This is a genomic window from Pseudomonas fluorescens, from assembly GCF_902497995.1.
GTDB classification, from domain to species: Bacteria; Pseudomonadota; Gammaproteobacteria; order Pseudomonadales; family Pseudomonadaceae; genus Aquipseudomonas; species Aquipseudomonas fluorescens_BK.
The window spans coordinates 113,781-127,231 of sequence record NZ_CABVII010000009.1; the positions used below are offsets into that span (position 1 = coordinate 113,781).

General features: G+C 62.5%; 9 protein-coding genes. 2 read left to right on the forward strand and 7 right to left on the reverse strand.

Features of this window, described 5'->3' with window-relative positions; genetic code table 11:
* The first annotated feature begins 212 nt into the window (after nucleotides 1-212).
* Both purL and F8N80_RS12760 read left to right on the forward strand, forming a co-directional pair.
* Entirely contained in the window at nucleotides 213-4,109 is a 3,897-nt protein-coding gene (gene purL, locus F8N80_RS12755) for a phosphoribosylformylglycinamidine synthase (RefSeq protein ID WP_150783971.1), read from the forward strand.
* Between the two features lie 5 nt (nucleotides 4,110-4,114).
* Nucleotides 4,115-4,426, forward strand: a complete 312-nt coding sequence (locus tag F8N80_RS12760; protein ID WP_150746880.1) for a Nif3-like dinuclear metal center hexameric protein — start codon at nucleotides 4,115-4,117, stop codon at nucleotides 4,424-4,426.
* Nucleotides 4,427-4,623: 197 nt separating this feature from the next.
* Here F8N80_RS12760 and nagE read toward each other — a convergent pair whose 3' ends face one another.
* The 7 genes from nagE to F8N80_RS12795 form a co-directional block, all read right to left on the reverse strand.
* Nucleotides 4,624-6,339, reverse strand: a complete 1,716-nt coding sequence (gene nagE, locus F8N80_RS12765; RefSeq protein ID WP_150746879.1) for an N-acetylglucosamine-specific PTS transporter subunit IIBC — start codon at nucleotides 6,337-6,339, stop codon at nucleotides 4,624-4,626.
* Nucleotides 6,340-6,368: 29 nt separating this feature from the next.
* A complete protein-coding gene (ptsP, locus tag F8N80_RS12770; protein ID WP_150783972.1) occupies nucleotides 6,369-8,885 on the reverse strand; it encodes a phosphoenolpyruvate--protein phosphotransferase in 2,517 nt (838 codons plus the stop codon).
* A gap of 169 nt (nucleotides 8,886-9,054) precedes the next feature.
* Nucleotides 9,055-10,077, reverse strand: a complete 1,023-nt coding sequence (locus F8N80_RS12775; RefSeq protein WP_150746877.1) for an SIS domain-containing protein — start codon at nucleotides 10,075-10,077, stop codon at nucleotides 9,055-9,057.
* Nucleotides 10,058-11,164: an N-acetylglucosamine-6-phosphate deacetylase gene (gene nagA / locus F8N80_RS12780; RefSeq protein WP_150783973.1), complete on the reverse strand. Its 1,107-nt coding sequence runs from the start codon at nucleotides 11,162-11,164 to the stop codon at nucleotides 10,058-10,060. The genes F8N80_RS12775 and nagA overlap by 20 nt, the downstream gene beginning before the upstream one ends.
* A 54-nt stretch (nucleotides 11,165-11,218) precedes the next feature.
* Nucleotides 11,219-11,950, reverse strand: coding sequence for a GntR family transcriptional regulator (locus tag F8N80_RS12785; RefSeq protein WP_150746875.1), 732 nt, complete (start codon nucleotides 11,948-11,950; stop codon nucleotides 11,219-11,221).
* A 293-nt stretch (nucleotides 11,951-12,243) separates the two neighbouring features.
* On the reverse strand, nucleotides 12,244-12,747 hold the full coding sequence (locus tag F8N80_RS12790) for a L,D-transpeptidase family protein (RefSeq protein WP_150783974.1): 504 nt from the start codon (nucleotides 12,745-12,747) through the stop codon (nucleotides 12,244-12,246).
* A 52-nt stretch (nucleotides 12,748-12,799) separates the two neighbouring features.
* Nucleotides 12,800-13,351: an NUDIX hydrolase gene (locus tag F8N80_RS12795; protein WP_150746873.1), complete on the reverse strand. Its 552-nt coding sequence runs from the start codon at nucleotides 13,349-13,351 to the stop codon at nucleotides 12,800-12,802.
* Between the last annotated feature and the right edge of the window lie 100 nt (nucleotides 13,352-13,451).

Genomic DNA, 13,451 nt, shown 5'->3' on the forward strand with positions numbered 1-13,451 from the left:
CTCGTCCGGCGCCCGCAGGAATGGGCTTGCACGGCACTTCATGACACAAAAAATAACCCTTGGCGCGCTTCCCGCAGAGCTTGTGTTACGGCACTGCGCAGGCGCTCCGACGTCCGGGTACGGCCGTGCGTACCGTTTCGAGTGATGTCGCGGCCTGTTTAGGCTAGAATGCACGGCCTCAAAGCACACCCCTTCCCGAGGCTGTCCCGAAGATGTTGATCCTGCGCGGCGCTCCTGCCCTTTCTGCCTTTCGCCACAGCAAACTCCTTGAGCAACTGAGCCAGAAGGTCCCGGCTGTCAGCGGCTTGTATGCTGAATTCGCTCACTTCGCCGAAGTTACCGGCGTCCTGACCGGCGACGAACAGCAGGTGCTTGCGCGCCTTCTGAAGTACGGCCCAAGTGTTCCGGTACAAGAGCCGACCGGTCGTCTGTTTCTGGTATTGCCGCGTTTCGGCACCATTTCGCCATGGTCGAGCAAGGCCAGCGACATCGCTCGCAACTGCGGCCTGACGAAGATCCAGCGTCTGGAGCGCGGCATCGCGTTCTACGTCGCCGGCCAGTTCAGCGACGCCGAAGCGCAGCTGATCTGCGATGCCCTGCACGATCGCATGACCCAGATCGTCCTCGATAGCCTCGAACAGGCTGCCGGTCTGTTCCGCCACGCCGAGCCCAAGCCGCTGACCGCGATCGACGTGCTGGGTGGAGGCCGCGCCGCGTTGGAAAAAGCCAACACCGAGCTGGGCCTGGCCCTGGCCGAAGACGAGATCGACTACCTGGTCAACGCCTTCGTCGGCTTGAAGCGCAACCCGCATGACATCGAACTGATGATGTTCGCCCAGGCGAACTCCGAGCACTGCCGTCACAAGATCTTCAACGCCAGTTGGGACATCGACGGTCAGAGCCAGGAAAAAAGCCTGTTCGGCATGATCAAGAACACCTACGTGATGCACAGCGAAGGCGTGCTGTCGGCTTACAAGGACAACGCTTCGGTGATCGTCGGCAACGTCGCCGGCCGATTCTTCCCGGACCCTGAAACCCGCCAGTACGGCGCGGTGCAGGAGCCGGTGCACATCCTGATGAAAGTCGAGACCCACAACCACCCGACCGCGATTGCCCCGTTCCCGGGCGCATCCACCGGTTCCGGTGGCGAGATTCGCGACGAAGGTGCCACCGGTCGTGGCGCCAAGCCAAAGGCCGGCCTGACCGGTTTCACCGTATCCAACTTGCAGATCCCGGGCTTCGAACAGCCGTGGGAAGTGCCGTACGGCAAGCCTGAGCGCATCGTGACCGCGCTGGACATCATGATCGAAGGCCCACTGGGAGGCGCCGCGTTCAACAACGAATTCGGTCGTCCGGCCCTGACCGGTTATTTCCGTACCTTCGAACAGTCGATCACCACCCCCCGTGGCGACGAAGTTCGCGGTTACCACAAGCCGATCATGCTGGCCGGCGGCATGGGTAACATCCGTGCCGAACACGTGCAGAAGGGCGAGATCACCGTCGGTTCCAAGCTGATCGTGCTCGGCGGCCCGGCGATGTTGATCGGCCTGGGCGGCGGCGCGGCTTCCTCCATGGCCACCGGCACCAGCTCGGCGGACCTGGACTTCGCTTCGGTACAGCGCGAAAACCCGGAAATGGAGCGTCGCTGCCAGGAAGTCATCGACCGTTGCTGGCAGTTGGGTGACAAGAACCCGATCAGCTTCATCCACGACGTCGGTGCGGGCGGTCTGTCCAATGCCTTCCCGGAACTGGTCAACGACGGCAACCGTGGCGGCCGCTTCGAACTGCGCAACATTCCAAACGACGAGCCGGGCATGGCCCCGCACGAAATCTGGAGTAACGAATCCCAGGAACGTTACGTTCTGGCAGTCGGCCCGGCGGACTTCGAACGCTTCCAGGCGATCTGCGAACGCGAGCGCTGCCCGTTTGCCGTGGTCGGCGAAGCCACTGCCGAGCCGCAGCTTACTGTCACGGATAGCCACTTCGGCAACAGCCCGGTGGACATGCCGCTGGAAGTGCTGCTGGGCAAGGCACCGCGCATGCACCGTTCGGCCGTTCGTGAAAACGAACTGGGCGACGACTTCGATCCGTCGACCCTGGAAATTGCCGACTGCGTCGAACGCGTCCTGCATCACCCGGCCGTGGCCAGCAAAAGCTTCCTGATCACCATCGGCGACCGCACCATCACCGGCCTCGTGGCCCGTGACCAGATGGTCGGCCCGTGGCAGGTTCCGGTGGCCGACGTTGCCGTCACCGCCACCAGCTTCGACGTCTACACCGGTGAAGCCATGGCCATGGGCGAGCGCACTCCGCTGGCTCTGCTGGACGCTCCGGCGTCGGGCCGCATGGCCATCGGCGAAACCCTGACCAACATCGCCGCTTCGCGCATCAACAAGATCTCCGACATCAAGCTGTCGGCGAACTGGATGTCCGCTGCCGGTCACCCGGGCGAAGACGCGCGCCTGTACGACACCGTGAAAGCGGTCGGCATGGAACTGTGCCCGGACCTGGGTATCACCATTCCGGTGGGCAAGGACTCGATGTCCATGGCCACGCGCTGGAACGACAATGGCGAAGACAAGACTGTCACCTCGCCGATGTCCCTGATCGTGACCGGTTTCGCGCCTGTGGCTGACATCCGTCAGACCCTGACGCCGGAACTGCGCATGGACAAGGGCACCACCGACCTGATCCTGATCGACCTGGGTCGTGGCCAGAACCGCATGGGCGCCTCGATTTTGGCCCAGGTTCACGGCAAGCTCGGCTCGCAAGCGCCGGACGTCGATGATGCCGAAGACCTCAAAGCCTTCTTCGCCGTGATCCAGGGCCTCAACGCCGACGGTCACCTGCTGGCGTACCATGACCGTTCCGACGGTGGTCTGCTGACCAGCGTGGTGGAAATGGCCTTCGCCGGCCACTGCGGCCTGAGCCTGAACCTCGACGGCCTGGCAGAAACCTCCGCCGACATCGCCGCGATCCTGTTCAACGAAGAACTGGGTGCGGTGATCCAGGTTCGCCAGGACGCTACCCCGGACATCCTCGCGCAGTTCAGTGCTGCCGGTTTGGGTGACTGCGTATCGGTGGTCGGTCAACCGATGAACAACGGCCAGATCGACATCACCTTCAACGGCGAGACCGTGTTCGAAGGCCAGCGTCGTCTGCTGCAACGCCAGTGGTCTGAAACCAGCTACCAGATCCAGCGTCTGCGCGATAACGCCGACTGCGCCGAACAAGAGTTCGACGTGCTGCTGGAAGAAGACAACCCGGGCCTGAGCGTCAAGCTGAGCTATGACGTCAACCAGGACGTCGCCGCGCCTTACATCAAGAAAGGCATCCGCCCACAGGTTGCCGTGCTGCGTGAGCAGGGCGTCAACGGTCAGGTGGAAATGGCAGCCGCGTTCGATCGCGCCGGTTTCAACGCGATCGACGTGCACATGAGCGACATTCTGGCCGGCCGTGTCGACCTGAACGAGTTCAAAGGTATGGTCGCTTGCGGCGGTTTCTCCTACGGCGACGTATTGGGTGCCGGCGAAGGCTGGGCCAAGTCCGCGCTGTTCAACAGCCGTGCTCGCGATGCCTTCCAGGGTTTCTTCGAACGTAACGACAGCTTCACCCTCGGCGTGTGCAACGGTTGCCAGATGATGTCCAACCTGCACGAGCTGATCCCTGGCAGCGAATTCTGGCCGCATTTCGTGCGCAACCGCTCCGAGCAGTTCGAAGCGCGCGTGGCGATGGTTCAGGTCCAGGAGTCGAATTCGATCTTCCTGCAGGGCATGGCCGGTTCGCGTATGCCGATCGCCATCGCCCATGGTGAAGGTCATGCCGAATTCGCCAGCGAAGAAGCATTGCTCGAAGCCGACCTGTCCGGTTGCGTGGCGATGCGTTTCGTCGACAACCACGGCAAGGTCACCGAAAGCTATCCGGCCAACCCGAACGGCTCGCCGCGCGGGATCACCGGGCTGACCAGTCGCGACGGTCGCGTCACGATCATGATGCCGCACCCGGAGCGGGTGTTCCGCGCCGTGCAGAACTCGTGGCGTTCGGAAGACTGGAACGAAGATGCACCGTGGATGCGCATGTTCCGTAATGCCCGCGTCTGGGTGAACTAAGCGCTGTGTATAAGCTCAGCTTCTTTGTTCCCGACAGCCATGTCGAGGTGGTCAAGAGCGCCGTATTCGCTGCCGGTGGCGGGCGGGTCGGGGCTTATGACCACTGTGCCTGGCAAGTGCTGGGCCTTGGCCAGTTTCGTCCTTTGGATGGCAGTCAGCCGTTTATTGGGGAAGCGGGGCAGGTCGAGCAGGTCGAGGAATGGAAAGTTGAGCTGGTGGTGGCGGATGAGTCGATCGTGGTCGTGGTGGCTGCGTTGAAACTCAGCCATCCCTATGAGACGCCGGCTTATGAGGTGTGGCGGTTGGAGGATTTCTGATTCCGCGGCTGCCGAAATGAAAAAGCCGCTGATTTGTCAGCGGTTTTTTTTTCTGGGATTTTTGGTGTTTGGGAGGGCCTCTTCGCGGGCAAGCCTCGCTCCTACAGGGGATGGTGTCGGGCACGTACTGTGCGATTGACCCAAAACCCGTAGGAGCGAGGCTTGCCCGCGAAGACTGACTAAACGGCGCCATCCATCTAAACCTTGGCACTCACCTCACTGCGATTGACCAACACCTCCAGCGCCTCACTCAAACTGGCTGCCTTGTTGCCAATCAACAGATGCCAGACCCCGCCGTCCAACTGACTGACACCCTGGCAACCCAATGCCTTCAAATCATCCTCTGACACTGTTTTGCCGTCCGCCAGCTGCAGGCGAATGCGGGTCATCGCAATGCAATCCATTTGCAGCACATTGTTGCTACCGCCCAACGCCTTCAGCCATTGCTGCGCTTCTGTTGTCGCCACGCTGGCAGGTTTCGGCACATCAACAACAGCGGCAGGAGTGGGGACCAGCGCTCGGCCCAACGCCGGCATCGCCAGGCGAATCTCATCGGCAATGCTGTCCGCCATCGGTCCGACGACCACCTGCAAGCTGCCGCCCTTGCCCGGACGCACCACCGCCATCGCGCCCAGTGCTTTAAGCTCGGCATCCGAAGCCTTGTTGCGATCCACCATGTCCAGGCGCAGCCGTGTGGTACAGGCGCCCACGGTGATCAGGTTCTGCGCGCCACCCAGCGCCTTGATGTAAGCCCCGGCGCGCTCATGCTCGGCCACCACCACTTTATCGCCCGTCGGTACGTCTTCACGCCCGGGCGTCTTGAGGTTGAACCGGCGAATACAGAAGTCGAACACCACGTAGTAAATAACCGCATACGCCAGTCCCACCGGAATGACCAGCCAGCCGTTGGTGGATTTGCCCCAACCCAGAATCATGTCGATGAACCCCCCGGAGAAGGTGAACCCGAGGTGGATGTTCAGCAGGTTGGTGATGGCCATCGACAACCCCGTCAGCAGCGCATGCAGCAAAAACAGCAGCGGCGCGAGGAACATGAAGGCAAATTCGATCGGCTCTGTGACGCCGGTCAGAAACGAAGTCAGCGCCATCGACAGGAAGATCCCACCCATGATTTTGCGCCGTTCCGGCAGGGTGTTGCGGTACATCGCCAGGCAGGCGGCGGGCAGGCCGAAGATCATCATCGGGAACATGCCGGTCATGAACTGGCCGCCTTTCGGATCGCCAGCGAAATAGCGCGACAGGTCGCCGGTGACGAGGGCGCCGGTGGTCGGGTCGGTGAAGTTGCCGAAGACGAACCACGCCATGTTGTTGAGGATGTGGTGCAACCCGGTGACGATCAGCAGGCGGTTGAACACGCCGAAGACGAACGCGCCGAAGCTGCCGCTCTCCATCATCAGCGTACCGAAGCCATTGATGCCGTGCTGGATCGGCGGCCAGATCAGGCCGAACACCACGCCCAGGCCGACGGCGGCGAACCCGGTCACGATCGGCACGAAGCGCCGGCCACCGAAGAACGCCAGGTACTCCGGTAACTTGATGTCTTTGAAGCGGTTGTACAGCGCGCCGGCCATCAAGCCGCTGACGATCCCGGCGAGCATGCCCATGTTGATGCTCGCGTCGAGCACCTTGAGGGTGGAGATCATCACCAGGTAGCCAATGACGCCGGCGAGGCCCGCGGTGCCGTTGTTGTCCTTGGCGAACCCGACCGCGATGCCGATGGCGAAGATCATTGCCAGGTTGGCGAATATGACCTGGCCGGCGTCATGGATGATCGCGATGTCCAGCAGGTCGGTGTCGCCCAGACGCAGCAACAGGCCGGCAATCGGCAGGATCGCAATCGGCAGCATCAGCGCGCGGCCGAGGCGCTGCAGGCCTTCGATGAAATATTGGTACATGGCGGATCTCCCTGGGTTCTTTTTGTTGTTCAGCCAAGAGGCCATTGCTGATGACAGGCGTGACGTACAGCCGCGGCGCTGCTCAGCTTGAGCAGGTCCTGGCTGATGCGTCGGCATTCGGCAGCATCGAGGTGGCGGACGCGATCCTTGATTTCACCGATCTGCACCGGGCTTACCGACAACTCGCTGACGCCCAGGCCGATCAGCACCGGAGTGGCCAGGGGATCAGAGGCCAGTGCCCCGCAGACCCCGACCCAACGGTTATGCACCGCCGCACCGGCACAGGTCTGGGCGATCAGCCGTAGCAGCGCCGGGTGCAGCGCATCGACCCGCGAAGCGAGGCCGGCGTGATCACGGTCCATGGCCAGGGTGTACTGGGACAAATCGTTGGTGCCGATGGACAGGAAGTCCGCATGCTCTGCCAGCTGTTCGGCCAGCAGCGCAGCGGCCGGGACTTCGATCATCACCCCCAGTTCCGGGCGCTGGGCGAGCCCAAGCTCAGAGCACAGAGCGTCGAGGCGCTGGCGGATGTGCAGCAGCTCATCGAGTTCGGTAACCATCGGCAACAGAATCCGGCAACGGGACAGCGGGCTGACATGCAGTAGCGCTCGCAGTTGCTGGTCCAGCAGTTCCGGCCGAACCTGTGCCATGCGAATGCCGCGCAAACCGAGCACCGGATTCGCTTCGGCGGGAAGGGGCAGATAGTCCAGTTGTTTGTCGCCACCGACGTCGATGGTGCGGATGATCACCGACTTGTCGCCCATGGCATCGAGCACGGCTTGATAGGCGAGGCGCTGTTCCTCTTCGTCCGGCGCGGTGTGGCGGTCCACAAATAGAAATTCGGTGCGCAGCAGGCCTACGCCGTCGGCGCCATTGGCCAAGGCGTCAGCCGCTTCAGTGCTGGAGGCGACGTTGGCGGCGACTTCGATCTGCACGCCGTCGAGGGTCAGCGCCGGGGTGTGCGCCTGAGTCTGTTGTTCGGCGCGACGTTGTTGATGATCGAGTTGCGCCTGACGGACTTCGGCCAGGCGTTCAGCGTTGGGCAGCAATTCGAGACGCCCGCCGTCGGCATCCAGCACCACCGATTGGCCTTGTGGCTGATCCAGCAGCGTCGCGCCCAGTGCCACCAGGCAGGGCAAGCCTTTGCCCCGGGCGAGAATCGCTACATGGGAAGTCGCGCCACCTTCGGCCATGCACAGCCCGGCAACACCCTGCTGGCTCAGTTGCAGCAGGTCGGACGGGGTCAGTTCATGGGCTGCAACGATGGCCCCGGCGGGCACGTCGTAATGCCAGGCTTCACCGAGCAGGGCGCGCAATACCCGTTGCTTGAGATCGCGCAGGTCGTTGGCGCGTTCAGCCAGCAGTGGGCTGCCGAGTTGCTGCAGCACTTCGCACTGCGCGTCGATCGATCGACTCCAGGCATGGGTCGCGGCCATGCCCTGGTCGATGGAGTGGTTGGCCGCGTCGAGCAATGCCGGGTCTTCGAGCAACGCGAGATGGGCGGCGAAGATCGCTTCTTCGTCGGTGTGCTTGTGTTTTCTGGCCTGGGCCAGGGTGCTGTCGATTTCGCTGCGAACCCGGCTCAGCGCGACGTCCAGGGCTTGCTGTTGTTGCTCGGGATCATGGTGGCCGGCATCCACCGGCAGACTGATCGCACTCAGGCGAAACAACGGCCCGCCGACCAGGCCCGGAGCGGCGCAGACACCGTGCAGCACGCCCGCTTCTGCCGCGCGTTTACGCTGGGCAATGGGGGGTGGCGCCATGGCATGGCTGTCTTCGGCCAGCGCTGTGGACAATGCGGCCAACAATGCTTGCACGGCCGCTTCGGCGTCCGGGCCCTGACAACTGACCTGAACCTCGTCCTGCTCGCCGACGGCCAGGCCCATCAGCCCGATCAAGCTGTCGCAGGAAGCCGATTTTCCGCCGAAATGCAGCCGGGATTTACTCTTGAAGCCTTGCGCAGTCTGTCTGATCAGCGCCGCCGGCCGGGCATGTAATCCGCCGCGATGGGCAATGCGGATGTGGCCGTGGATTGCTTCTCCCGACATGTCGACTTCAGCCTGAGCCCCCGGTGCGTGCCGGCGAATGATGTGCAGCAGCGGTTCACCCACCTTGACCGATTTCAAGGTGATCGGCCGCGCCTGAAAGTCCTGGCTGTTGGTCAGGATCATCAGGCTGACCAGGCTTTTGCACTGCTGCGCGACCTGGTCCAGGTCGTAGCGCAACAACGGCTGGCCGGTGGCAACTCGCGCACCTTCCTTGACCAGCATGCAGAAGCCTTCGCCTTGTAACTCGACCGTGTCCAGGCCCAAGTGGAGCAACAGTTCTGCGCCATTGTCGGCGCGCAGGGTGACGGCATGGCCGGTACGGGCTACATGCACCACCATGCCGGCGCAGGGTGCATGAAGGGTGTCGTTCAACGGATCGATGGCAATCCCGTCGCCCATGGCGCCGCTGGCGAACACCGGGTCCGGGACTTTGGCGAGCGTAAGCACCGGGCCGCTGAGCGGGGCGCTGAGGATCAGCTCTTTATTGTTGTTGTGCATGGCTCGGTCTCATCAATAAAAACAACGGTTCGGATCAGCGCGCCTCTGTAGGAGCGAGCTTGCTCGCGAAGGACTTGAGGCCGGCGCGTTTGTTCAGGAAGAACGCGTAATCGTTAACGTCCTTCGCGAGCAAGCTCGCTCCTACAGAGGTATTCGCTCGCCATTCGAATCAGTGGGTGCGCGTCACTTTGCTCAAGTGGCGCGGCTGGTCCGGGTCCATGCCGCGGGCGAGCGCCAGGCCGGCGGCCATGACGTAGAAACTCTGGATCGCCAGGATCGGGTCGAGGGCCGGGTGTTCTGCGCGGGTCAGGGTAAGGTCGCGTTCGGTGACATCCTCCGGAGCCGCCAGCAATACCCGGGCGCCGCGCTGGCGCATGTCGGCTGCGAAACTCAATAACCCGGCCTGCTCGGCACCGCGCGGGGCGAATACCAGTAGTGGGTAGTGCTCATCGATCAAGGCCATCGGGCCGTGACGGACTTCGGCGCTGCTGAAGGCTTCAGCCTGGATCGCCGAAGTTTCCTTGAATTTCAGTGCCGCTTCCTGGGCGATGGCGAAACCGGCGCCACGGCCGATCACCATCAGGCGCTGGCAATCGCGCAGGGCATCGATGGCCAGGTTCCAGTCCTGTCGGGCCGCATCGCGCAGGCCTTCCGGCAGGGCCAGGCCCGCTTCCAGCAGTTCCACGTCTTGTTTCCAGTGCGCCACCAGTCGGGCGCTGGCGCTGAGGGTGGCTATGAAACTCTTGGTCGCGGCGACGCTGCTTTCGATGCCGGCGCACAGTGGCAGGCTGAACTCGCAGGCCGCTTCCAGTGGCGAACTCTCGGCGTTGACCATCGAAATGCTCAGGGCGCCGCGCTTGCGCAGCAGGCGCAGGCTGTTCACCAGGTCCGGACTTTGCCCGGACTGCGAGAAAGCGAAGGCCACCTGGCCGCTGACCTTCAGCGGCGCCTGTTGCATGGTCACCACCGACATCGGCAACGACGCCACCGGAATGCCCAGTTGCTGCATGGTCAGGTAGGCGAAGTAACTGGCCGCGTGGTCGGAACTGCCGCGGGCGACCGTCATCGCCACTTGCGGCGGCTGACGACGCAGGCGTCCGGCGATCTCGATCATCTGCGGGTCGAGGTGTTGCAGTTGGGCTTGCACGGCCTCGAACGAGGACAGCGCCTCTTCAAGCATTTTTGAAGTCAATGTCTTCTCCTTCGACCATCACGGCGGTCAGTGTGAGTGAGCGATCCAGCCGCACGCAGTCGGCCCAGCTGCCTGGTACCAGGCGGCCGCGTTCTTGCAGGCCGAGGTAGTCGGCGGGAAATTGCGAAAGACGTTGCGAAGCCTCGGCGAGCGGCAGGCCGATCTTCACCAGGTTGCGCAGGGCCTGATCCATGGTCAGGGTGCTGCCGGCCAGGGTCCCGTCAGGCAGGCGCACACCGCCCAGGCATTTGGTGACGGTGTGGCTGCCGAGCTTGTATTCACCATCGGGCATGCCGGCGGCGGCGGTGGAGTCGGTGACGCAATACAGGCACGGGATCGAACGCAGGGCCACGCGGATGGCCCCGGGGTGGACATGCAGCAAGTCGGGAATCAGCTCGGCATATTTCGCATGAGCCAGCGCCGCACCGACGATGCCCGGCTCGCGGTGATGCAGCGGGCTCATGGCGTTGTACAGGTGGGTGAAACTGGTCGCGCCGGCTTCCAGCGCGGCCACGCCTTCCTCGTAACTGCCGAGGGTGTGGCCGATTTGCATGCGCACACCGCGACGGCTGAGGGTGCGGATCAAGGCGTCGTGACCGGCAATTTCCGGGGCGATGGTGATGACGCGGATCGGTGCCAGCGCCAGGTATTCTTCGACTTCGGCCATCAACGCGGTGTGGGCAAAGTTCGGTTGGGCCCCGAGTTTGCCGGGGTTGATGTACGGGCCTTCCAGGTGTACGCCGAGGACCCGGGCGCTGCCCTTTGGCCGCTGCTCGCAGAACTCGCCGACGTCCTTGAGTACACGGGAGATCTCTTCACTCGGTGCCGTCATGGTGGTGGCCAGCAGCGATGTGGTGCCGAAACGCACATGGGTCCTGGTGATGGTCTCGAAGGCGGTCGCACCTTCCATGATGTCTTTGCCGCCGCCGCCGTGAACGTGCAGGTCGATGAAGCCCGGCAGCAGGTAAGGCAAGTCATTGTCCGCCGGATCGCAAGGCTGGCCTTCGATGGACACGACCTTGCCGTGTTGATGAATCAGCCGGCCGCGAACCCAGCCGTGGGCGGTGAGGATGTTGTCTTCGGACATTTTCGGTTCCCGGTTGCTTTGTCTTGCGGCGAAGCTCTTCATCGACGGAGCTCTTTATCGACGAAGCTCTGCGACAAAATCGTAGTAATCGTTGCGGCAGTAGGTGTCGGTGACTTCGATCGGCGTGTTGTCTTCCAGGTAGCCGACCCGGGTCATCAGCAGCATCGCGGTGCCGGGGGCGATTCCCACCAGCGCGGCGAATTCGTCCGAGGCGTTGATCGCCTGGATGTGCTGCAAGGCGCGGACCACCGGTTTGCCGATGCCGTCGAGGTATTCGTAGAGGGAATCGCCCACCGCTTGCGGCCTGGGAATGATCGTGGCGGGCAGGGTGCTCATTTCGATCGCCATCACCGTGTCGTCGGCTTTGCGCAGGCGTTTGAGCCGTGCGACCTTGTCGTTGGGCGAGAGACCCAGACGGATCAGCTCTTCGTGGGTCGGCGGGGTGATTTCTCGCTCCAGCCATTGCGAACCGGGGACAAAGCCCTTGAGCCGCAACATCTCGCTGAAGCCTGAAAGGCGCGACAGCGGCTGCTCCAGACGCGGGGTAATGAAGGTGCCGGAACCTTGGTGGCGCCGGATCAGCCCTTGTTCGAACAGCACCTCGAGCGCCTTGCGTGCCGTGACGCGGGAGATGCCCAGCGTTTCGCTGAGATTGCGCTCCGACGGCATGGCCTGCTCGGCTTTCCACTGGCCGGCATGGATCGCCGCTTCCAGATTGCGCGCCAGTTGCAGGTACAACGGCGTGGGCTGGGTATCGTCGGGGCGTAGCGCCTGGAGGTCATTCATAGAAGGTGTCCGATGCGGGTATTGGAGTGTTGTCGCCCGGTAATGCAGTGAAAACTAATACCACTTGAATACCATGTCAATCGGACCACTTTGCTCCAGGCGCAGGAAAACCGGACCTGTTGAGCATGGGGATCAGGTGGTGGCTTCAAGTGGTATTAGTGATGGGGATTTTGAAGGCAAAGATCGCAGCCGGCGGCAGCGCCTGCATGGGGGAGTGGTATCACCCCGGCAGGCGCTGCCGCAGGCTGCGATTTTTTGATTTTATTTTTCGACGAGCGACCAAAGGTCAGTCGTTACGGACGGATTTCGATCATCGTGCCATCCGGCACCAGTCCCCAGACTTCGCGCATGTCCATGTTGCGCATGGCGATGCAGCCGTCGGTCCAGTCCAGAGTGTGGAACAGGGCTTCGGGATTGTCCTCGGTGTCCGGAGTGCCGTGGATCATGATCATGCCCCCGGGCTCGACGCCTTCGCGCCGGGCGCGGACGGCGTCGCTGACGTTCGGGTAGGAAATGTGCATCGACAGGTTGAAGCGGTCGCTGGTCTTGCGCCAGTCCACCCAGTAAAAACCTTCAGGCGTGCGCTTGTCGCCTTCCATGAGTTTTGGACCGACAGGTCTTTTTCCCAATGAAATGCGATAGGTCCTGAGCGGCTTGCCGTCGTTGATCAATTGCAGTTGATGCGCCGATTTGAGCACCAGGATTTTTTCGACGACTTTGCCATCCAGGGTTTCCGCCGTGGAGGCCTGGGAAATAGCGACGAACGACATGCAAAACACGGCAAGCAACCAGCGCATTGAAACGATATCCCTGAAAGGTGTCGCGACTATTTTATTTATAGAAGGTTTTTTAGCTGATCGCAGGTTGAACCAGCGGCGGGATCGATTCGGACCGCACGGGGTAGGTCTCGGTCCGCCGGTCTGCGAAGAAGCATTCTAAGGTACGGCCCACCGTGCGGAAAGCCAGCTCGGACCAAGGGATGTCGGCTTCTTCGAACAGCGCCACTTCCAGACTTTCGGGGCCGGCGGAAAAATCCAGATCCACCAGCTGGGCACGAAAGAACACATGCACCTGGCTGATGTGCGGCACGTCGATCAACGTGTAGATGCAGAGGTCACGCACCCGGGCGCAGGCTTCCTCGGCGGTCTCGCGAATCGCCGCCTGCTCGATGGTTTCGCCGTTCTCCATGAAACCGGCGGGCAGGGTCCAGTAACCGCGCCGTGGCTCGATGGCGCGTCGGCACAGCAATACCTTCGAGCCCCAGACCGGCACGCAACCGGCGACGATATTGGGGTTCTGGTAATGGATCGCATGGCAGCTATCGCAGACATAACGCAGGCGCGAATCGCCTTCTGGAATGCGCTGGGTCACCGGGTTGCCGCACTGACTGCAAAATTTCATGCTTGGGTTCCTGAATGCTGCGCCTATCTTGGCGTGCGGCGGTGTCAGTCGGCAAGTTGTCGTTTAGCGACATGCTGTGGTTATGGGGTTGGGCGGTCGG